The organism is Paenibacillus prosopidis (assembly GCF_003337375.1).
Classification (GTDB): Bacteria; Bacillota; Bacilli; order Paenibacillales; family Paenibacillaceae; genus Pristimantibacillus; species Pristimantibacillus prosopidis.
Window position 1 is genome coordinate 381,381 of sequence record NZ_QPJD01000003.1, and the last position, 21,391, is coordinate 402,771.

The 21,391-nt window shown below is 39.8% G+C and carries 30 protein-coding genes; 29 read left to right on the plus strand and 1 reads right to left on the minus strand.

Going from position 1 to position 21,391, the window contains the following annotated elements; translation table 11 throughout:
- Nucleotides 1–2 precede the first annotated feature (2 nt).
- From nasC to DFP97_RS06700, 16 genes are all read left to right on the plus strand, one after another.
- Complete coding sequence (nasC, locus tag DFP97_RS06630; RefSeq protein WP_425453496.1) at nucleotides 3–2,144, plus strand: assimilatory nitrate reductase catalytic subunit NasC; 2,142 nt, start codon at nucleotides 3–5, stop codon at nucleotides 2,142–2,144.
- Between the two features lie 248 nt (nucleotides 2,145–2,392).
- Nucleotides 2,393–3,328, plus strand: a complete 936-nt coding sequence (locus DFP97_RS06635; RefSeq protein ID WP_114379185.1) for an acetamidase/formamidase family protein — start codon at nucleotides 2,393–2,395, stop codon at nucleotides 3,326–3,328.
- A 27-nt stretch (nucleotides 3,329–3,355) separates the two neighbouring features.
- Complete coding sequence (locus tag DFP97_RS06640) at nucleotides 3,356–3,982, plus strand: HAD family hydrolase (protein ID WP_245975943.1); 627 nt, start codon at nucleotides 3,356–3,358, stop codon at nucleotides 3,980–3,982.
- Between the two features lie 141 nt (nucleotides 3,983–4,123).
- A complete protein-coding gene (locus DFP97_RS06645; protein ID WP_114379186.1) occupies nucleotides 4,124–4,864 on the plus strand; it encodes a sulfite exporter TauE/SafE family protein in 741 nt (246 codons plus the stop codon).
- Between the two features lie 33 nt (nucleotides 4,865–4,897).
- Nucleotides 4,898–5,428 (plus strand): GrpB family protein, encoded by a 531-nt coding sequence (locus DFP97_RS06650; protein WP_181873380.1) that lies wholly within the window; start codon nucleotides 4,898–4,900, stop codon nucleotides 5,426–5,428.
- Between the two features lie 99 nt (nucleotides 5,429–5,527).
- Nucleotides 5,528–6,250, plus strand: coding sequence for a class I SAM-dependent methyltransferase (locus DFP97_RS06655; protein ID WP_114379188.1), 723 nt, complete (start codon nucleotides 5,528–5,530; stop codon nucleotides 6,248–6,250).
- Complete coding sequence (locus DFP97_RS32220) at nucleotides 6,251–6,445, plus strand: DUF6886 family protein (RefSeq protein WP_425453497.1); 195 nt, start codon at nucleotides 6,251–6,253, stop codon at nucleotides 6,443–6,445.
- Between the two features lie 13 nt (nucleotides 6,446–6,458).
- Nucleotides 6,459–6,755: a DUF6886 family protein gene (locus DFP97_RS06660; RefSeq protein ID WP_114379189.1), complete on the plus strand. Its 297-nt coding sequence runs from the start codon at nucleotides 6,459–6,461 to the stop codon at nucleotides 6,753–6,755.
- Nucleotides 6,756–6,774: 19 nt separating this feature from the next.
- Nucleotides 6,775–7,443 (plus strand): HAD family hydrolase, encoded by a 669-nt coding sequence (locus DFP97_RS06665; RefSeq protein WP_114379190.1) that lies wholly within the window; start codon nucleotides 6,775–6,777, stop codon nucleotides 7,441–7,443.
- A gap of 159 nt (nucleotides 7,444–7,602) precedes the next feature.
- Nucleotides 7,603–8,022, plus strand: a complete 420-nt coding sequence (locus tag DFP97_RS06670) for an NUDIX domain-containing protein (protein WP_342773254.1) — start codon at nucleotides 7,603–7,605, stop codon at nucleotides 8,020–8,022.
- Nucleotides 8,023–8,055: 33 nt separating this feature from the next.
- Nucleotides 8,056–8,628, plus strand: coding sequence for an O-methyltransferase (locus DFP97_RS06675; protein WP_245975944.1), 573 nt, complete (start codon nucleotides 8,056–8,058; stop codon nucleotides 8,626–8,628).
- 83 nt (nucleotides 8,629–8,711) lie between these two features.
- The gene (locus DFP97_RS06680; RefSeq protein ID WP_114379193.1) at nucleotides 8,712–9,191 is read left to right on the plus strand and encodes a DinB family protein; all 480 of its coding nucleotides are present in this window, start codon (nucleotides 8,712–8,714) and stop codon (nucleotides 9,189–9,191) included.
- Between the two features lie 15 nt (nucleotides 9,192–9,206).
- Entirely contained in the window at nucleotides 9,207–9,638 is a 432-nt protein-coding gene (locus DFP97_RS06685; protein ID WP_114379194.1) for a GNAT family N-acetyltransferase, read from the plus strand.
- A complete protein-coding gene (locus DFP97_RS06690; protein ID WP_281270946.1) occupies nucleotides 9,638–10,234 on the plus strand; it encodes an AAA family ATPase in 597 nt (198 codons plus the stop codon). Before DFP97_RS06685 ends, DFP97_RS06690 begins: the two co-directional genes overlap by 1 nt.
- Nucleotides 10,235–10,276: 42 nt before the next feature.
- The gene (fabI, locus tag DFP97_RS06695) at nucleotides 10,277–11,041 is read left to right on the plus strand and encodes an enoyl-ACP reductase FabI (protein WP_181873385.1); all 765 of its coding nucleotides are present in this window, start codon (nucleotides 10,277–10,279) and stop codon (nucleotides 11,039–11,041) included.
- 90 nt (nucleotides 11,042–11,131) lie between these two features.
- Entirely contained in the window at nucleotides 11,132–11,539 is a 408-nt protein-coding gene (locus tag DFP97_RS06700; RefSeq protein ID WP_114379197.1) for a pentapeptide repeat-containing protein, read from the plus strand.
- Between the two features lie 114 nt (nucleotides 11,540–11,653).
- Here DFP97_RS06700 and nagZ read toward each other — a convergent pair whose 3' ends face one another.
- Nucleotides 11,654–12,880, minus strand: coding sequence for a beta-N-acetylhexosaminidase (gene nagZ / locus DFP97_RS06705; RefSeq protein ID WP_114379198.1), 1,227 nt, complete (start codon nucleotides 12,878–12,880; stop codon nucleotides 11,654–11,656).
- Between the two features lie 129 nt (nucleotides 12,881–13,009).
- Here nagZ and DFP97_RS06710 point away from each other — a divergent pair, with 129 nt between their 5' ends.
- The 13 genes from DFP97_RS06710 (at nucleotide 13,010) to DFP97_RS06770 (ending at nucleotide 21,284) form a co-directional block, all read left to right on the plus strand.
- The gene (locus DFP97_RS06710; RefSeq protein WP_114379199.1) at nucleotides 13,010–13,414 is read left to right on the plus strand and encodes an MmcQ/YjbR family DNA-binding protein; all 405 of its coding nucleotides are present in this window, start codon (nucleotides 13,010–13,012) and stop codon (nucleotides 13,412–13,414) included.
- Between the two features lie 22 nt (nucleotides 13,415–13,436).
- Nucleotides 13,437–13,895 (plus strand): GyrI-like domain-containing protein, encoded by a 459-nt coding sequence (locus tag DFP97_RS06715; protein WP_114379200.1) that lies wholly within the window; start codon nucleotides 13,437–13,439, stop codon nucleotides 13,893–13,895.
- A 49-nt stretch (nucleotides 13,896–13,944) separates the two neighbouring features.
- Nucleotides 13,945–14,493 (plus strand): NUDIX hydrolase, encoded by a 549-nt coding sequence (locus DFP97_RS06720; RefSeq protein ID WP_114379201.1) that lies wholly within the window; start codon nucleotides 13,945–13,947, stop codon nucleotides 14,491–14,493.
- Entirely contained in the window at nucleotides 14,436–15,116 is a 681-nt protein-coding gene (locus DFP97_RS06725) for a hypothetical protein (RefSeq protein ID WP_245975945.1), read from the plus strand. Before DFP97_RS06720 ends, DFP97_RS06725 begins: the two co-directional genes overlap by 58 nt.
- A gap of 129 nt (nucleotides 15,117–15,245) precedes the next feature.
- Nucleotides 15,246–15,659 (plus strand): HIT family protein, encoded by a 414-nt coding sequence (locus DFP97_RS06730; RefSeq protein ID WP_114379203.1) that lies wholly within the window; start codon nucleotides 15,246–15,248, stop codon nucleotides 15,657–15,659.
- 66 nt (nucleotides 15,660–15,725) lie between these two features.
- The gene (locus DFP97_RS06735) at nucleotides 15,726–16,160 is read left to right on the plus strand and encodes a GNAT family N-acetyltransferase (RefSeq protein WP_114379204.1); all 435 of its coding nucleotides are present in this window, start codon (nucleotides 15,726–15,728) and stop codon (nucleotides 16,158–16,160) included.
- 19 nt (nucleotides 16,161–16,179) lie between these two features.
- Nucleotides 16,180–16,542 carry a VOC family protein gene (locus DFP97_RS06740; protein ID WP_114379205.1) on the plus strand — a complete coding sequence of 121 codons (363 nt, stop codon included), beginning with the start codon at nucleotides 16,180–16,182 and terminating at the stop codon, nucleotides 16,540–16,542.
- A 102-nt stretch (nucleotides 16,543–16,644) separates the two neighbouring features.
- Entirely contained in the window at nucleotides 16,645–17,400 is a 756-nt protein-coding gene (hisA, locus tag DFP97_RS06745; RefSeq protein ID WP_114379206.1) for a phosphoribosylformimino-5-aminoimidazole carboxamide ribotide isomerase, read from the plus strand.
- Nucleotides 17,401–17,725: 325 nt separating this feature from the next.
- On the plus strand, nucleotides 17,726–18,661 hold the full coding sequence (locus DFP97_RS06750) for an aminoglycoside phosphotransferase family protein (RefSeq protein WP_114379207.1): 936 nt from the start codon (nucleotides 17,726–17,728) through the stop codon (nucleotides 18,659–18,661).
- Entirely contained in the window at nucleotides 18,658–19,080 is a 423-nt protein-coding gene (locus DFP97_RS06755; protein WP_114379208.1) for a hypothetical protein, read from the plus strand. The genes DFP97_RS06750 and DFP97_RS06755 overlap by 4 nt, the downstream gene beginning before the upstream one ends.
- A 193-nt stretch (nucleotides 19,081–19,273) precedes the next feature.
- Nucleotides 19,274–20,083 (plus strand): phosphotransferase family protein, encoded by an 810-nt coding sequence (locus tag DFP97_RS06760; protein WP_114379209.1) that lies wholly within the window; start codon nucleotides 19,274–19,276, stop codon nucleotides 20,081–20,083.
- The gene (locus DFP97_RS06765) at nucleotides 20,080–20,517 is read left to right on the plus strand and encodes a GNAT family N-acetyltransferase (protein WP_114379210.1); all 438 of its coding nucleotides are present in this window, start codon (nucleotides 20,080–20,082) and stop codon (nucleotides 20,515–20,517) included. Before DFP97_RS06760 ends, DFP97_RS06765 begins: the two co-directional genes overlap by 4 nt.
- Before the next feature lie 104 nt (nucleotides 20,518–20,621).
- Nucleotides 20,622–21,284, plus strand: a complete 663-nt coding sequence (locus tag DFP97_RS06770; protein WP_114379211.1) for an HAD family hydrolase — start codon at nucleotides 20,622–20,624, stop codon at nucleotides 21,282–21,284.
- Nucleotides 21,285–21,391: the final 107 nt, after the last annotated feature.

Sequence of the window (21,391 nt, forward strand, 5' to 3'; positions counted from 1 at the left end):
AGATGAAACCATTAACGGTATTAACTAATAAACCGAATTTCGAAGCTATTGTCGAACACGACCATGTCATGGATACGCAATGTCCTTTTTGCAGCGTGCAGTGTAAAATGCAGATCGTCGAGCATCCTGGCGAAGAAAGAAATACGTATACCGTTCTTCCGAAGCCTAATGCCGCTTCGGAAGGGCGGTTGTGCATCAAAGGGATGAACGCCTACCAGCACGCTCTCAGCAGCGATCGCCTCACCTATCCAATGGCTAAAGTGGATGGAGCATTCGTGCGGATCAGCTGGGAGGAAGCATACCAGCTGATTCAATCCAATTTTACCAAAGTCGGAAAGCAGTTCGGGAACGATGCAATCGGCGTATACGGCGGTGGATCTTTGACCAATGAATCCGCGTATTTGCTTGGTAAATTCGCACGGGTCGCGCTGCGGACCAAATATATCGATTACAACGGGCGGTTTTGCATGTCTGCGGCTGCGTCCGCCGGCATTAAGGCGTTCGGAATTGACCGTGGTTTGACTAACCAGCTATCTGAAATTTCATCGGCAAAGTGTATTATTTTGGCGGGCACGAATATTGCGGAATGCCAGCCTACGCTCATGCCTTATTTTACGAGGGCGAAAGAGAACGGCTCATATATTATTGCTATTGATCCAAGAAATACAGGCACAACCGAGATGGCGGATTTGCATTTAAAGGTAAAACCAGGAATGGACGCCGCTTTAGTTAACGGTATGTTGAAAGTATTGGTGGATGAAGGTTATGTGGATGAATCATTCACTCAGGACCGTACCAACGGATTTAATGAGCTAAAGGAGCATCTTGCGGCTGTTGACTTGAACGAAATTGCGGAAATTACGGGCGTTCCGCTCGCGCAAATTCGCCAAGCAGCTGAAGCATTCGGCAAAGCGGCAACCGGTATGGTATTTACAGCAAGGGGCGTAGAACAGCAGACAGATGGGCATATGGCCGTACGAAACTTCCTTAATATGGTGCTGATTACCGGGAAGATAGGGAAGGAAGGCTGCGGCTACGGTGCGATTACTGGCCAGGCAAACGGTCAAGGTGGCAGAGAGCACGGACAAAAGGCCGATCAGCTTCCGGGATACCGTTTGATTGAAAACCCGGCTGATCGTTCCTATATCGCAGAGGTATGGGGCATACAGCCTGAAGAATTGCCGGGAAAAGGCGTCTCTGCGTATGAAATGATGGAAAAAGTCCATGAAGAGGAGATTCGTGCTCTGTTTGTTATGGGCTCCAACCCGATCGTATCCAACCCGAACGCTAACTTTGTAGAAGAGGGTCTGCGTAAGCTGCAGTTTCTGGTGGTTGCCGATATGTTCCTCTCGGAAACGGCGAAGCTGGCTGATTTGATTTTACCTACTTCCTCTTATTTGGAGAATGAAGGCACATTAACCAACCTGGAAGGCCGTGTTCTATTGCGGGAAGCTAGCCGGGCAGTTACCGGTGAAGTGAAGCATGATTGGGAAATCTTGTGCGGCATTGCGCATACCCTTGGGAAAGAATCTTATTTCTCCTTTACGTCTTCAGAGCAAATCTTTGAGGAGCTTCGTATAGCAACCCGCGGGGGAGTAGCTGATTACTATGGTATCACCTATGATCGGCTCCGGCGGGAGGAAGGTGTTTATTGGCCTTGTCCAAGTCTGGACCACCCTGGAGAAAAGCGATTATTTGAGACGAAGTTCGCTCATCCTGGCGGTAAGGCAGAACTGATTGCGGTGGATAATCATTTCCCTGATGAGCAGGTAAGCGGCGAGTTTCCGCTATATTTGACAACTGGCCGCGTGCTCTCACATTATTTGACCGGCGTTCAAACACGAAGAAGTCATACACTGGCTGCACGCAGCTTCGAATCCTTCATGGAAATTCACCCGAAGACGGCACAAAAGTACCGGATCGAGGAAGACTCGTTAATTCGTCTGGAATCGAAACGTGGAAGCATCGTCGTCCGCAGCAAGCTGACGAGCGAGATACGGGAGGATACAGTGTTTGTTCCCATGCATTGGGGCGATATTCAAAATGTTAACAAAATTACGAATCAGGCATTGGATCCGACATGCAGAATGCCAGGCTTTAAAGTATGCGCGGTGAATGCAAGGCCGCTTGTGGAATCCATGTAATAGCTAGCAACATGAAAATATTCTTAACCCCGAAGGATTGTGACCTTTGGGGTTTTTTTGCACACAACTTAGCGTTATGATTTATTTATCTTGGATTTCCTCCAGTATAGAGGTAGGGTTTGATGATAAGACGTGGCTATATTGGATTTCCTACAATATAATCGTCTATAAGTACGTATTGAAATCATTAAACATGCAGGCAAGCTAAGTGGTCAGCTTTGAGTTAATTTTATTTTGGAGGCGATTACATGGGCATATTTGAAATTGATTTATGTCAGGAAGCATTAATCGGTTCTTTTACAAAGGAAATAAAACCGTTGCTTACTGTAAACTCCGGAGACACTTTACGATTTCAAACATTAGATGCGGGATGGGGAACGGGGATAAGCAACAGGGAAAGGGAAAAACCGTTTAAAAGAAGAGCTAATATAGATAGCGGACATGCATTAATTGGACCTATTTATATCAATCATGCAAAGCCTGGTATGACGCTTGAAATACAGTTAAATGATATGATTCCTGGTCCCTACGGTTATACATCGGCTGGTCAATATCCAAACTGGCAAAATGAAAAGTTGAAATTAACGGAATACAATGAGATTACTCTGGATTGGAAGCTTGATAAAATCACGATGAGCGGATCATGTGAGTGGAACGGGAGAACGTTTTCGGTTGCTTTACGTCCATTTATGGGTGTAATAGGCATGCCGCCGGAAGAAAAAGGTATTTTCTCAACATGGCCGCCTCGACTTTGCGGAGGAAATTTAGACTGCAAAGATCTTATTAAAGGAAGCTCCTTGTTCTTGCCCATCCCTATAGAAGGTGGCTATTTGGCAATTGGTGATGGGCATGCTTTGCAGGGCGATGGGGAAGTTAGCGGTCAAGCCATAGAATGCCCGATGGAGCTAATCGATGTCACTCTCTATTTAAGAGAGGATATTCAATTAACTACTCCTCGGGCTAATACACCATCCGGCTGGATTACGTTCGGTTTTCATGAAGATTTAAATGATGCTTCAGTTCAGGCAATAGACGGCATGTTGACTTTAATGAATGAATTGTATGGATTAACCAGAGTTGAAGCGATGGCATTTGGAAGTGCGGTCATTGATTTGAAAATAACGCAGATTGTAAATGGGGTAAAGGGTGTACAAGCTTGTTTGCCGCATGGTGCTCTTAGATAAATAATTCAGGAAAGTGTGGATGGTTCTATGGAGTTTAATGCGATTTTCCTCGATTTTTATGGAACATTAGTTCATGAAGACGATGACATTATTCCTATTATTTGTGAAAAGGTGAAATCAACGGCCGCTCAGGAATGTGCTTTAAAAGATATAGGAGCCTTCTGGTGGAATGAGTTTTCTATTATGTTCAAAAATAGTTGCGGGGAATCTTTTCGAACCCAAAGAACGTTAGGCATAGAATCATTGGCAAATACCATTAGAAAATTCGAATCAAATTGTGATGCAGAAGAGATCATTCAATTGCAATTGGAACATTGGACAAAACCTAAATTGTACTCAGATACAAAGCCATTTTTACAAGCGTTTGAGGGAATTCCAGTGTACATACTCTCAAATATTGACTCATCATATATTCAGGCAGCCATAAAGTATCATGACATACATGTAAATGATATATTAACAAGTGAAGATGTACGATCATATAAACCACGACCGGAGTTATTTCTTGAAGCTTTGAAAAGATACCGCTTGAATACTGATGAAGTCATTCATATCGGCGACTCCTTAATAAGTGATGTCGGGGGAGCGCAAAATGTTGGAATACAAGCGATATGGTTAAACCGGTTAAACAAATCTAATACGAGAAGGAATTAAGCCGGATTTTATTTGTAGTGATTTGAATCAAGCTAGAGAAATAATATTATGATTGCTGTTATCGAAACAAACTCAAAATATGGCAGTCCAATAATTAAGAGTTGAATCAACCAAAACAATTAGCATACAAAGGATGTTCACATGGATTTTTATATACTTGTTTTATTAGGCGTAGTCGTTATATTTGCCGCAGGGTTCATACAAGGCTTAACTAGCTTCGGATTTGCTTTGATATCTATGCCACTGCTAACGCTATTTATACCGCTTCAAGAGGCTGTGCCTATTGTAGTCATTTTAAGCTTATGTACTAATGTTTACGTTTTTATTAGCACACGACGGTATATACAATTCAAAAAAATAGGGCTCTTAGTCGTTTCAAGTTTATTAGCCGCACCGGTTGGTACACAATTATTAGTTTACGTTGAACCTTATGTCCTGAAATTATTTGCAGGCTTATTAATTGTCGTCTTTGCATGCTTATTGCTCATGGGAAAAACATTTCCCATAAAAAACGAGCGAATCGCGTTCATTCCAGTTGGTCTAACAAGCGGATTATTAAATGGTAGTATTTCGATGAGCGGCCCGCCTGTCGCTTTGTTCTTGTCAAATCAAGGTGCAAGTAAAGAGACATTCAGAGCGAATATAACGATTTATGGCATCATATTGAATGTTATAACAGTTACTGCCTTTTTCTATAGAGATCTGATTACTCAGGATGTGATGATGTATACGGCGTGGTTTGTACCAGCGACGTTCATAGGAGTAATTATTGGAGTTAAAGCATTAAAGAAGCTAAACGATAAGCTGTTTAGAAAAATAGCATTATGGCTCATTATAACTTCGGGAATTTGGACAATAGTTAGCGCATTAAGAATTGTCTAAGTAAATAGCAGGATGATGATCGCGAGGTGTTTTATGGGCCGTAAATGGGAAGTAGTAGCTTGGACTTCTGAATGGCATTTGATGTATGAGATTATGTCGAAGGAATTACAGCATATTTTTCAGAAAGAAATCATTGAGATCCATCATGTTGGCAGTACTTCTGTACCATCCATCGGCTATGCAAAGCCTATTATTGATATTTTAATTATTGTAGAGAATATTGAAAACGTTAGTTTATACGATGGTTTGATGATGGGGCGAGGTTACAGGGTAAGAGGAGAAAATGGTATTCCGGGAAGAAGATATTTTACTAAAGGCGAGAATCCTCGAACACACCATATCCATATCTTTGAGAATAAAAATCCTCGGATTCTAACTTCTTTAGATTTGAAATCGTATTTAATGGAATATCCACTCGAAGCGGCTAAATATGGTCTGCACAAATTAAAGCTGCTTGAGTCTTATCCTCATGAGCTATATCAACAGGAAAAAGAGAAATATACAGATATCTTGGTCATGAAAGCTTTAAAATGGGGAAAAGCAAATAGAACTGCGGATTGGTAGTTATATATTTCCAACAACCCAAAGACATGATACATTAATAAGACATCATTTAGACGAAGCGCAGATGCCTTCGTCATTTTATTTTATGAAGGAGAACACATGGAAAATAGAATTGAAAAAATAAGAGCCGAAGAAAGAAAATACCATGAAGCTTGTTATGACAATTATAAGTTATTTGAAGCGGGATCGTGGCTGCATAAACCTGTGAGGACCGTAATGGACAACCTTTCATTAATGGAAGATAGAGAGTACCTTTCTGTTTTGGATCTAGGCTGCGGCGTTGGAAGAAATAGCATACCAATTGCTGAAACTCTGCTGAAACGAAACGGGAAGGTCGTTTGTGTTGATCTTATAGAGTCTGCTTTAGGTAGATTGATGAGTTATAGCAGGCAACATAGTGTTGACCATTATTTAGAGCCTATATTATCTGATATTGGCGATTATAATATCCCAATCCATGAATTTGATTTTATTGTTGCCGTATCCGCGTTAGAACACGTGAAATCTGTAGAAGTATTAGTAGATACATTAGGGAGAATGACGTTGGGCACTAAGTCAGATGGGATAAACTGCATTATTATGAGCACCAATATTAAAGAAAATGATGCGCTAACCGGTGAAAGCTTAGAGCCCTATATGGAAATAAACTTAAGTACGGATCAAGCAGTCCAGTTACTTAATAAAGTATATAAAGGATGGGAAGTTCTAGACACCCACGAAAAACCTCTAGAATTTTTAATCGAGAGAAACGGAAGAGAAATCTTGTTAAGATGCGATTGTTTAACTTTTGTAGCTATGAAGAACGGAAAAGGTGAACAATGAATGCTCTATCATTTTAGCGAAGAGTCCAATATAAAAATATTTAAGCCAAGAACGGCAAAAGCATTTTCTCATTTAGAACCTGTCGTATTTGCAATTGATCAAGAGCATGCTCTTCATTACTTTTTTCCTAGAGATTGTCCAAGAGTAATTTATTGGAAAGCAGATTGGAGCACTTCAAGGCTTTTTCTCCGATAGTACAGTAGATAAAATGATTGTCGTTGAAAATGACTGGTTAGATCGGATTCGAAATACAGAGCTGTACGTTTATACATTCGCTGAGGACGGCTTTGAGTTGTTTGAAGAAGCAAAGACAGCTGGGTATTATATTTCAAAACAAGAAATCACTCCATCAAAGGTTGAACTAGTCGGTGATCCTCTTGGAAAAATTTTAGCTGAAAAAGTAGAATTACGATTTACTCCGGATTTGTACCCAATAAGGGATAAAGTCATTTCATCTTCTTTAGATTTCTCGATCATACGGTTTCGTAATGCGAAAGGACCCTGAATGAAGAGGAGCTGCGAATATGAAGAGGAAAGCAGTTATATTTGATTTGTTTGAAACGTTGATAACCGAATATTCAAATGGTAGCAGAACTTCTAAACGAAGCTATAATTACATGGAATTACTAGGTCTGTCCAACGAAGATTTTAAGCAGGAGTGGGGCAGTCGTCAAAGTAGAAGAATGAGCGGTGAATTAGCCGATTATCCCTCGGTCATTAAAGATATTATGTTGAGTAGAAATTTACCATTTAATAAAGAAGCAGTTATGCATTTATATAAGGAACGAAAGAAAGAGAAGACAATCCCGTTTGAAAATATCCGTTTAGACATCCTAGAACTGTTATCCACACTTCATGAAAAAAACATAAAAATAGGCTTGATAAGTAACTGTACAGAAGAAGAGGTGCAGTACTGGAAAAAGAGCATAATTTCTCATTTTTTTGATGATGTTATTTTCTCCTATGAGGTCGGTATGGCTAAACCTGATAAGCAAATATATTTATTAAGCTGTAAGCATCTTTCATCAGCACCAGAGAACACGATATTTGTTGGTGATGGCGGTTCAGGAGAGTTGGAAGGAGCAGATAAGGCGGGATTGAGAGTTTATCATGCAACTTGGTTTAATACCTACATTCAAAGTGATTTCACAAAATTGAAAAGCCCTTCTGATTTATTGAATAAATTGGAGTGATAACATGAAGGATCATGTAAGCCAGGACAAGAAACGGTGAGCATCGTTTTATCCGGGCAGCTTTACTTTGACGGCAAATAAGCTCGAAAGGTAGGTTAACCCAAGATTGTTTTTCAAGATACAGGAATAAAGAAGCCTCAATTACGAGCTGAAGGGCTTATACATAACAAGGATTTTACCCGATTTTTAGTTCAATGCGATGTTGAAGAAACCTTCTATCGATTTCCAGGCGGCGGTGTAGAGTTTGGTGAAACAGCATCTGAAACGATCGTAAGGGAACTGTTCGAAGAGTTTGATTTGGAATTAAACATCGGACAGCTAGCTTTAATCAATGAAAGCATTATTGAGTATGATGGCATACAACGACATGATTGTACGTTAATTCACTGGTGTTGGTTAAATCATGATTCTGTTCTTATAGATATGAAAATGCATAAAGAGCACGATGATATTAAACTGGTCTGGAAATCGTTAGAACAATTAACTGAAAAACCGTTATATCCTGAAGGAATTTTAGAAATGATGATGCGTAAAACCGTGAGTCAAGTGCATCACAGTGTTATTCGAAAAACGTATTGACGATGACTAATAATGAGCAGGGAGACGATGTTTATGTTGCAGGAAAGCATGAATCAGCCTTGGTTAGCCGATCATATTCAGAGAAAAGCGAAAGAGCATAATTTTACAATGTCTTGTGATAATTTAACAGGCAGTTTGCTGCGATTGCTGATCTCGACCAAACCGAATTGTAAAGCACTTGAACTAGGTACTGGAGCGGGATACTCTACGACCTGGCTGCTTGATGGAATGGATCATGACTCATTATTAATAACAGTTGAATCGGAAGAGAAGTATATCAATATTGCTAAGGAGGTCATTCTTGATCGAAGAGTTGATTTTCGAGTAACTGACGGGGTGGATTTTATTAAAGAGCATCTCGACCAGAAATTTGATTTGATATTTGCTGATACGTGGCCAGGGAAATTTTATCTGCTTGATGAAGTGCTAGGCATGCTGAAACCAAACGGTCTTTATATTATTGACGATCTGAATCCTCAGCCGAACTGGCCAGAAGGGCACGGAGACAAGGTTCATAAGCTAATTGAAGCACTTGATCAAAAAGAGGATTTTCATATATTGAAATTAGACTGGTCTACTGGAATTATGATTTTAACTAAGAAGTGATATAGGGAGACTCAGATGAAACTCAAACATTGCAGCTTTCGGGAGCTATTTCCCTTATTATTAGTGAAAAGGAGTGTTCTAAAATGAATCATATTATTCGTATCTTTGATCACATGTACTGGGCCAATACGAAGATTGTTCATTCTTTGCAAGCAATTGAGGGTGATATAGAAAAGCTATTACGCTTATTTGCCCATGTCCTTTCTGCCGAAAAAGTTTGGTTAACACGTATTAATGGAAAAGATGCTTCAATGATTTCGATTTGGCCTGATGATTTTAGCCTTGAAGAGTGTGAGAACATCGTTCAAGAGAACAATGCTGGATTTATGCATTATTTCAAGCAGCATACAGATGCTGATTTGTTAAACGTTATATCTTATCGAAACAGCAAGGGAGAAGGTTTTAATACAACAGTCTATGATATTTTGACGCAAGTTTCCTTGCATGGCAGTTACCACCGAGGACAGTTAGCAGCTCTTCTTCGAAAAGAAGGGATAGAACCCATTAATACGGACTATATAACTTTTGTAAGGCAATTAGATGATGTCGGAACAAACGAATAAGGGAGGTATTTACTGATGAGTAATCACTCGATCAGTAGAGGCACTAAAGAAGAAAGTGAATATGTACGGAACCGATTAATCGCATTCAATGACGAAACCGTCCCTTCAGATTTAAATAGGAACTATGAAGAAATCAATCTTACCTTGAAAAATGATACAGGAGATATCATTGGCGGTTTAAATAGCGTATGGTGCTGGAACTGGATCGAGGTTGATATATTATGGGTCGACCAAAATTATCGGGGCATGGATTATGGATCTAAGCTTCTAACTGAAATCGAAGAAATCGCAAAAGAAAAAAAGTGTACGTTTATTAAGTTAAATACGTTCAGCTTTCAAGCTCCAGACTTTTATTTAAAAAAAGGCTACAATGTTATTGGCGTTATTGAAAATGCTCCTAGAGGATTTAAACATTATTACTTTATGAAAGAACTAGAGACTAGGTGATTAACGTGATTATATGGATAAATGGTGCGTTCGGAGCAGGGAAATCGCAAACTTCGTATGAATTGCATAGAAGAATGATAAACTCCTACTTATATGATCCAGAAAACGCAGGTTATTTTATTCAGAAGAATACCCCAAAAACAATCCATAAGGATGATTTCCAAGATTACTCCATGTGGCGTGAGTTTACTTATTCGATGCTGAAGCATCTTGATACTGCATACGATGGAGTAATTATTGTGCCGATGACCATCGTACATCCGCCTTATTTTAATGAAATTATAGGCAAGCTAAGGGAAGATGGCGTACTCATCCATCATTTTGCTCTATGTGCTTCGAAGGATGTTTTGAGAAAGAGGCTGCGGAGTCGTGGGGAAAGCAGCAACTCATGGGCTGTCCAGCAAATCGACAGATGCGTGACGGGGTTAGCTGACCAGACGTTCCAGCATCATATCGATACAGATAACATGTCGGTGAAAGATAACGTGGAGTATATCGCTTTAATGTCCAATATCAGCCTGTCACCAGATAACAGAAGTTCGCTGAAACGGGTATATGACCGAGTGAAAACTCAAGTAAAACAGATCCGTTTCTAATTATTGTTTAAAATTTAGGAGGAACAACTTTTGTCTAACTTAATGCAAAATAAAACAATCGTCATCATGGGTGTAGCGAATGATCGAAGCATCGCCTGGGGCGTAGCCAAATCTCTTCACAATCAAGGAGCTAAGCTTATTTTCACCTATCGAAAAGAAAGATCGTTAGAAAAGCTCCAGAAGCTATTGGAAAGCCATCAAATAGAAGCTTTACAAACCGTATCCTGCGATGTGTTAGATGACAGCAGCGTAGCATCAGCATTTAAGGAAATTGAATTAGCTGCAGGCACCATTCATGGTGTTGTGCACTCGGTTGCTTTTGCTGAAAAGGATGAGCTGCAGGGGGAGTATGTGAATACGACAAGAGAAGGTTATATGTTAGCCCAGAGCTCAAGCTCGTATTCGTTGGTCGCCGTTGCTCGGGAAGCGAAGAGACTCATGACAGAAGGCGGCAGCATTGTGACTCAGTCCTACATTGGCGCTGAACGGGTAGTGAAAAACTACAATGTTATGGGAGTAGCGAAAGCCGCATTGGAAGCAAGCGTTATGTACTTGGCAGAAGACTTAGGGAAATACGGAATACGGGTAAATGCTATTTCTGCAGGCCCTATTCGCACGTTAGCTGCAAAAGGTGTGTCCGGCTTTAACGCTATCATGTCCACTATTGATGAACGGGCACCGCTTCGTCGAAATATTGATCAGGATGAGGTTGGCGATGCAACCATGTTCCTATTGAGCCATTTATCCAGAGGAATTACAGGAGAAGTTCTTCACGTGGATGCGGGTTATCATATTTTGGGTATGTAGGCTAGTATTCAGAAGAAAGTTGTAGAAATGCCTTTCATTATGAGATATCATTGATTTAGGTAATGATATCCAATATTGGAGGGCGTATTCATGGAACGTTTTGAGATTTCGAACACTAATAAAAGTTTGGAAGTTAACAATGCTAGCATTGCCGATTCTAGATTTGTAAATGTGTGTGCTGAACGTCTCTATATGGAAAACATAACACTTGCCGGTACGAAGATAACGGATGCAAACCTCAGTGATTTGGAGATTGACGGGGCTCAGCTTGGCGGAGCATTCATACATAATATTGGATTGCCGCCGGAAGGACATCCTCATTACGAACCTGACAAGAAACAGAGACCTTTACGGTTTGAAAACTGTATGCTTAACGATAGCACGATCGTGAACTGTAATTTAACCAATGTAGAAATTTCTGATTGCAATATAACGGGTCTGAAAATTAATGGGATACTGGTTGAAGACTTATTGAGAGAGTATGCAAAGTTAAAATGATAGGAATTCTAATTGCCACCTGTATTATATAGGTGGCTTCTTTATCATTTAAGTAACGAAACGGGTGAATAAGTGATGATTCAACTATTCGATATAAGAGATCAGATTAAGCGATTAGATGCGGCGGTCGATTATTTCTGGAAGCAGTGGAAGAGATGCTTCTAATGCAGCTTCGATTTTTCGGTTCACTTTATCGACATCGATACTTATAACAGGATCATCTTTTAAGTTATATTTTGCTTTCAATCGTAAAATACGATAGACGCTCCGGTCTAAGGTTTCTTCAGTCAGTATTCCGTTGTCCGTACTTTTCTTTAGAGCTTGTAGGACGGATACTTGCTTATCGTAATCATGTCCGACAAGCAAGATATCACTGCCAGCTTGTACGGATTTTATGGCAGCTTCACCTATATCATAATGCTTTATGATTCCGCCCATCGTCATGTCATCGGTAATAACGACTCCATCGAATTTGAGGTTTTCCCTTAATAAATTGGTTATTATTGTTCGTGACAACGATGCTGGATTTTGTTTATCGATATTCGGAATAAGCAAATGAGCAATCATTATAGCATCCGCACCCTGCTTTATGGCTTCTTCGAACGGAAGCAGCTCGAACGATTGCAGCTCTTTCAATGTTTTGTAAACGACAGGCAAATCAAGGTGTGAATCGACGGAAGTATCCCCATGTCCTGGAAAATGCTTCACCACAGCCGCGACTTGTTCAGATTGAATAGCTTTCATCGTTTCAATGCCATGACGAACAACGGTTTGTGGATCAGAACCGAATGATCTATCTCCAATTACCGGATTGTTCGGATTGCTGTTAATGTCGAGCACGGGAGCGAAATCCATATTAAAGCCAAGCGAATGCACTTCTTTACCTAATGCCAAACCGATCTGACGGGTATAACTTCTTTGGTTAACCATTCCGACTTGTTGAGCCTTTGGGAGCTCGATGAATTCATCAGGCATTCGACTAACCTTTCCGCCCTCTTGATCAACACTCAACCATAAAGGAGCTGTATTAGAAATATTCGCAGCCTTCAATTGGTTGAGCAAGGTCATGGTTTGGTTAGCGTCAGCTATATTTTCCTTATACAAAATAAACCCGCCAATATGGTAGGATTCGATCATTTTCAGAGCGCGAGCTTGTATGGATGTTCCTTTCAGCCCTACGATTACCATTTGACCAATTTTTTCATCGATGGTCATTCCGGCTATTTTTTCTTTGATGGGATCTATGGCTTCATTAGGTTTATTAGCTGTACTCGTCCCACAACATACTAGCAGTGAAAAGATCAATGAATGAGATAATAATAAAGCTATTTTTTTGTACATGAATTATTCCTCCTTTGTTGCAATATCCCCTGGATCAGCCATCCTCATACCCGTATATTAGTATAGAAAATTAAAATTTCAACCATACATCTATCAAGAAACCTACATATGGGGAGGCTTTATATCAAGATGGATCAAAAAGAAAGCATGAGCAATGATGTGTATAATGAAAATCTGGATCAAATTCGAGCATTATGCTTATCATTTCCAGGAACAAACGAACGGTTGAGTCACGGGGCCCCAACTTTTTTTGTGAATGAGAAGAAGTCGTTTGTACAGTACCATCTGAATCACCATGGCGATGGGAAAGTTGCATTATGGTGTGCCGCACCTTCAGGCGCGCAACCGATACTTGTCGAATCCAATCCAGAAATTTATTATATTCCTGCGTATGTTGGACATCTTGGTTGGGTAGGTGTACGACTTGATCGAGATGCTGAATGGCACGAAGTGAAGGGTGTCATTCAGGACGCATATTTGACTAAAGCTCCAAAGAAGTATGTTGAGATTGTAAGGGCCGGTTTAAAAACATAGTTAATAAGAAAGTAGGGAAAATATGCGGGTCGTACAGCTAGAAAGCAAGAAATTAGTCGGCATTCGTGTTGTTTGTGAAGGAGATCAATACGTAAATGAAATACCGAAGGCTGCTAAGAAATTAGAGGAACAAGTTCTTAAAATAAAGAATGTAATTGATCCTAATAAAATGATAGGTGGATTTGTAGTGGGAGATTACTTGGATGAAGAGGATGGGTACTGGGTTTGCGTAGAAGTAGAAGAATATGATGAGATTCCTGCAGGTATGGTTACTCTAACTGTTCCTGAACAGAGATATGCCGTCATTACACATACGGGATCTAATAGAGAGATTAGAAATTCATATGAAGCTTTACATCATTGGATTAATGAAAATGGATTAGAAAGAGTTCTTAATGCGTGGCATCTGGAGATAACTAAGAATTGGAGAATCCAAGAATCCAATTCATATGAAATCGACTTATATGATACGATTAAGTGAAAAAATCTTTACCCTAAACATTGACGCTACATAATAGGAGAGTATTTTAATGCTTAAATATAATATTTGTTTCATTAAACGCGGACAAGAAATCTTATTGTTGAACCGGGAATATCCGAGCTGGATGGGCTGCTGGAACGGTATAGGCGGCAAGCTTGAGCTGCATGAGACTCCAAGAGAGTCGATGATTCGAGAAATAGAGGAAGAAACGAATATAAGAGATTACGTATTACATTTTAAAGGTATCGTAACGTGGACAAGCGACGGATCAAATTTTGGTGGTATGTACGCTTATGTAGCAGAGGTATCGGAAAGCTTTGAATATCAGACACCAATAAAGACAGTTGAAGGAATTTTGGATTGGAAAAAAATAGACTGGATTATGCATAGCCAAAATGTTGGAGTTGCATCTAATCTCCCTGAAACGCTTGATTTGATGTTAAATGATTCGCATAGCTACGACCATCATTGTGTATATCTAAAGGGAAAATTGCAAGAACATATCCCAACTCTCATTCATCCACATATGGAGACAGATGAATGGTTAAGGGAGCAATATTTCCAGAAATATCTCTTAAAACAAGGATTTACACGATGAAAATTCTTATCGCACAACCCAAATTAGAAAAAGAGATCAGACAGCTTGAACAAGAAGCCCTTAATCATCCTTCCGTTGATATTATTATTTTTCCTGAGGGATATTTGAATCACAATGTAGAATTGGCCTGTGAGCTTGCTAAGACATCTAATAGAATAATCATTTCTGGACATAAAAAACCGAAGGATCGCGCAATTATCATTAATCGGAATGGAGTAATTAGTTTAGATCGTGCGAAATATGATAGCTCCGTAATCGTTGAAGTGGAAGGGAAACGAATTGGACATATCCTATGTGATGAGTTGGTTTTACAAGGATTAAGCGGATTGGCGACTTCCAAAATTGATTTTATTGCTCATCCGATCGGTGTAGGGATGTTCAGTGAAGAGCAGTTTGATGAGTGGATAATTGAAGCTAAGAAAATAGCTGTGGCTTATCAAACGTTAGTGATGGGCACAAGTCATGCTGATGGTTCATATCGCGGCTCGGATGTTTCAATCCCAATCGCTTACTGTGTTGATGAGAATGGGCAGGAAGTGTTTATTGCAAAAAATGATATACGAAGTAGAATTTTGGATACGGATACTAGGACTGTAGAAATTATTGATGTAATCTCTTCTTGAGGTGATTAACGAAGACCATCGGTTTCGGGAACGTATCTAATGATTACGCAAAGTATCGCGATCATTCACCTGCTGTTTTATTCGAATAAAAATAGGATATGAGGCGTTGGAACAAAAGGAGGAGTGGTATTGGACTGTCTCGGATGTCGAATAGCCAATAAGATCGAGAACGTACATGTTGTATATGAAGATGAATTAATTATCTGCATTCTTGATATGGAGCCATTTAATGAGGGACATCTCTTAATATTACCTAAAAACCATTTTCTTGATGTAGACGAAATAACGCTAGAAACGCTATCAGCAATCATGAATGCTTCTGTAAAAATGACCCAGGTGTTAAAGAAGGTGTTTAACCCTCATGGGATAACGATATGTCAGAATGGCGGCATTTTTAATGATTTGACGCATTATCACATGCACGTCATACCTCGTTATTCAAAGGATGGATTTGCTTGGTCGGAGCCGATTATCAATCATGGAGCCGAAAGAAGATTGAATGAAACAAAGCAACGAATGGTAACCGAAGGAGGATTACATTGATAATAGCACTCATATTTGATTTTGAGTCTAGCGTTCTAAAACCATCTTGAAAGAAGGTGATAAGCCATGCATGTAAATATTAATCAATACCTTATAAGTGATGACAAGAGTCTTCTTGATATGGAAACTATAAAAGCCTTCTTATCCCGGTCGTATTGGGCGAGTAAACGAACGGCAGAGAGAGTGGAGAAGTCGATGCAAAACTCGCTCTGCTATGGTGTATATGACGGAAACAAACAAGTTGGGTTCGCACGAGTGGTGACAGACTTTGCAACCATGTATTGGCTATGCGATGTATTTATTGATGAAGAGCACAGAGGACAAGGCATTGGTAAAAAATTAGTAGGGAGTTTAACGACATCAGATGAACTGAAAGATCTGCTTGGGATATTAGGAACAAAGGATGCTCATGAACTGTATGAGCAATTCGGTTTTACATCGGATAAAGAGAGAATGATGAGAAGAATGCCGGATTATATCCGAAACCTAAGTTCCCATTAAATCAAAAGGAGTGATTGGAATGAGTGAACAGCAATCGAAAATAAACAGCCCTATATCAGGTGGAGTGCCAGCTGTATTTGTTCATGTAAAGGATTTGAAATTGTCTATTCAATGGTACAGTCATTTACTTGGTTTATCAGCAACTGACACAAATCCTTCAACCTTCTATATATTCAGGTTGGAGAATGGTGCTAATATTTTTCTTGTGCAAAGTAACGAAGTCACGCCTTCTCCCCACGTTTTATTTAGCTTACCTACGCCCAATCTTGAGCAAGCCCTGCAGTTTTTTGAACAAAACTTGATCGAGATCGTGAAGGAAGATGAAGAAACGATCCACTTTAAAGATCCGGATGGAAATATAGTTATGGCTTGTAATATATAATTGAACATTAATTTTCATAAAGGTTGATTTCTGTTTGCCATATAGGTTATTTTTCTTATAGAGATGTTTACTCAAAGAAAAATACAGAATAGAGGAATCGTGTTGAAATTCAGGCCTTGTATAGATTTGCATGACGGAAAAGTAAAACAAATCGTTGGCGAAACGCTTAATACCGAGATTATTGAAAATTTTGTATCCAAATATGACTCTACTTATTATGCCGAACTGTTTCAGAAGGATGGATTAATTGGGGGTCATGTCATTATGCTCGGTGGCGGCAATGAAACAGCTGCTGTCAATGCACTTAAACATTACCCTGGAGGCTTACAAATAGGCGGAGGTATCACCTCGGACAATGCAATGTATTATTTGGATCAAGGCGCATCTCATATCATTGTCACGTCTTATATATTCCAGGATGGTCAACTGAATGAAAATCATTTGTCAAAGACCGTATCTGAAGTTGGCAAGGATCGGTTAGTTATCGATCTTAGTTGCAAAGAGAAGGATGGTAAATGGTATGTGGTTACGAATCAATGGAAGCAGTTTAGCGATTTTGAAGTAAATAAAGAAAATATCCGATTCCTTGAGCAATATTGCGACGAGTTTCTTGTACACGCGGTTGATGTGGAAGGGAAGCAGCGCGGCATTCAGCAAAGTCTGGTCAGCTCGCTTGCGGATTGGGTTACCATACCCACTACATATGCGGGCGGAGCCAGATCATTAGCTGATATGGATCAATTTAATGAACTGTGCAATGGTAAATTAGATATTACGATTGGCAGCGCACTCGATATTTTCGGTGGAAATCTTTCTTATGAGCAGGTTGTAGAGTATAGCAGAAGGAAACAAGCATGAGGGGTTAATACGCAATAAAATAAAGACACCGTGACCTTCTATGTGAAGGGATAGCGGTGTCTTGTTAGTTATAGCGTAAAGATTTTCAAAAGGAACTTGTAACAAATCACGTTGAATCTGCGTTTATGATGTTATCCTACATGAATCGGAAAAGAATGGTAATCTCGATCGACAGCGCTAAGAATAGTGGGACAAGTTGAGAAGAATCCATGATGCGATCCAAGAGCTCAAGGAAAAGCACCAGAGGTAACGGTTATTTTTGCGAGACTGTACCACGAATGATAGCATCAGCTGCTTGCATTTGGAATCGAAACGAGGTTTATAAATGAATGATATAGAACTATCTAAGCTGTTAGTGGATCAAATCACATCATTACATGGAAGCAGCAGCATATCAAAGATTTATAAAGGTTATTCTAGTGATGAGAAATTCATCGTCGAGAAAGGCAATCAAACGTTTTTGTTAAAAAAATTTGCTTTGGATGACTTCCCGAGTAAGCAGACTGAATATGAAGCATTGAGGATGATGCAGCAATATGACGTCAAATGCTCTAGACCACTAGAAATAGGATCGTTAGAAAATGTTGGTTTTGGCTACATGCTCTTAACGTATATCGAAGGACAAGAAGCAACTGAAGCGCTGCCTTCGTACGCGTCAGTCGTCCAATATGAGATAGGCGCCCAAGCCGGTAAAGAGCTGGCCAAGATGCATAAGTGGCACGCGCCATCTTCGATTGCTCCCTGGTTTGACAGAAAGTTAGCAAAACATAATCAGTATATGGAACAGTATTATAAAGGAGATGTCAGAGTTAAACATGACATGAAAGTCTTAACCTTTATTGACCGAAATTTGCGAGTAATGAAAAATAGGCCCAACATGTTTCAACATGATGATTTTCATGTAGGGAATTTGATTGTGAAGAATGAGAAATTATCGGGTGTCATTGACTTCAATCGGTTATACTGGGGAGATCCCGTACATGAATTTCTGAAGGCTGGCATGTTCAGCTCGGAAATAAGCATTCCGTTTACGATCGGACAAATCAAGAGCTATCATAAGGATCAAGAGCCAGACGAGTTATTTTGGAGGCTTTATTCTCTTTATTTAGCGATGACCATTATCTCTTCGGTTGTATGGATTTTAAAGGTCAAGCCCGAGGAAATCACGATCATGATGGAGAAAATCGAGCGCGTACTTGAGGATCACGATTATTTTAACAACATTATTCCACGGTGGTATTTGGAGGAACAAAAGCAATGAGACCAGATCATTATGCACTACTGTTTGAATTCGTGAAATGGGCAGGTGAGCAATCACATATTGCAGGTATCGCTTTAGTTGGCGCTTGTGCAAGAGATGAAGAAGAAGATGAAGATTCGCACATGAATTTCGTTATTATTTCAGATAAGAAGGCAAAAACACTGGAAGCTATTCTGCATCAATTTCAATTTGATTTGATGGAGCAGGCGACTAAGGAGGAGTGGGGCATCCTCACCTCATTAAGAATAGTATATGCCAATGGAATTGAAGCCGAATATGGCATAGTTGAAGAAGAATGGGTTAAGAATCCACTGAATCAGGGAACAATCGATGTCGTTACAAAAGGATTTAAAGTAATATGGGAACGAGAAGCTTTGTTTGAAGGGATTACACAGTTTATTGCCAATCATAATCAGTAGATAAGTAAACAATAGAAACATCGGAAAAGTGCTGGAGGTTAATGCAGGTTCGACAGCGGATATTGTTCAATATACAGATAATGGCGGAACAAATCAGTAATGGGAATTGGTTCGAATTAACTATGTTGTAAAATAAATAGGCAGCCTCTTCGGCTGCCTATTGAAATTTCATAGATAAGGGGGAGAATATGCTATGCTTCAAACTACTAGAATACTTGCTTTTGGCCGAACAGCAGAGCTCATGGAATATGATGATAAGCATGTTTTGAAATTGTTTAAAAAAGGACTTCCAGACCATCTCGTAAATGAAGAATATGTGATCAGCCTGCGAGTACATCAATCGGGTATGACGGTTCCAGAGCCAATCAAGAAGACAGAAATGGATGATCGGCCCGGAATTGTTTATGAGAGAGTTTACGGAGATACGATGCTCAGCCGTTTAAGTAAAAAGCCTTGGTTAGTATGGAAGGAGGCTGCCAGGCTAGCTCAAACTCATCTCGATATGCATACAAGAAAGGTTAGCGGCCTGCCTAAGCAAAAGGAGTTGCTGCATTATAAAATTAACGAAGCGCCTGTACTAACCCCTGAAGAAAAGAGTGAAATCATTGAGCGATTAAGACAACTGCCGGAAGGGCAGAAACTGTGTCATGGTGATTTTCATCCGGATAATGTCATTGTAGGGAATCGAGTGTGGGTCATCGATTGGATGACGGGAATGACCGGTAATCCAGCAGGCGATGCTGCACGGACGATTTTACTGCTTCGAATGGGTACACTACCAGAAGGAACACCGGCATTAATCGCAGCTTTATTCGCTTTTATAAGAAATCAGCTCGCAAATCGATATACAAAACGATATCTCAAAGGCGGTAATGTAACCGCTAATGATGTTGAAGAGTGGTTGATCCCTATCGCAGCAGCGCGTCTATGCGAATGGGTACCGGACAAAGAGAAGCAAAATCTGGTGAACCTGATTAGAGCTAAGCTTAAGGAGGATTTATGATAAACATACGGACATATTGCGAGGAAGATCTTACTTCGCTTACAGAGCTAATGCATGACCTGGGCTACCCGACAACCGTTGAAAGAATGAGAAAAAGGATGAGTTTTATCGAAAATATCCCATTACAATTCACCTTTGTTGCAACTCGAGAAGAGCGGGTAGTCGGTATGATGGGTATTCGCCAAATTTACTCTTATGAGGAAGACGGCATTACAACGCAAATATCACTTCTGGTTACTAAAAAGGAATATGAAGGTCAAGGTATTGGGAGATCTCTTGTAGGTTTTGCAGAAGAATGGGCTTTGGGGAGAGGTTCCAATTTATTGTATTTGACTAGCGGGATTAGGCCGGAGCGAATTCGAGCGCATGAATTTTATAAATCGATCGGATTTGATACAACAGGCTATCGTTTCGTTAAGAAATTAGAACGGTGAATGAGGTTGGCCGCGTTGTAAATCGACTGATAATTGCAAATAATTGTTTCACATTGGACCTTACAGATGTATAATCATGGAAATGGTACAACAGGGGGATAACGATGAGCAGCATTAAAGCAATTATATTCGATTTGGATAACACGATATTAGATAGAACGAGTACGTTTAGGCAATTTACCGTTTCCTTTTTAAATACTTATTTTGGACATTTGGAAGACAATCAAGAGATTCTTGAACGAATGATTGACCTCGATCAGGATGGTTATAAGGACAAAAATGTATTGTTTCATGAATTATTAGAAGAATTGCCTTGGAACGTGAAACCCGAGCACCATGAATTATTACAATTTTACAGAAACGAATATGTAAAGAGTGCGGTTCTTATGGAGCAGGCATTAGAGGTTATTCGTTATATTCGTAAGAACTACAAAACAGCCTTAATCACGAATGGTAGAAACGAGATACAATACGGAAAAATTGACCGAATGGGTATTCGAGATGAATTTGATTTTATTATCGTCTCGGAGGAAGCGGGATGTAAAAAGCCGGACAGCCGTATTTTTGAAGCCGCGATTAACCATCTGCAGCTGCAACCCGAGCATTGCATTTATGTAGGGGATCATCCCGTTAACGACATGGAAGGTGCTTATAAAGCAGGAATGGAAACGGTGTGGATGAAAGTGAATCAGCCGTGGAGAGATGGACTTTCGGCAAAGCCATTACATACAATCGAGCGTTTAAATGAGCTATTAGCGTTATTTTGAGGAGGCAGGCATGATTGTAAAATTGAACCCGCTAGATTTGAATAGTGATCAGTTATCATGGTTATGTGTTGAGCCTATCCTTATTAAAGTTAACTGCTTGCTATGAT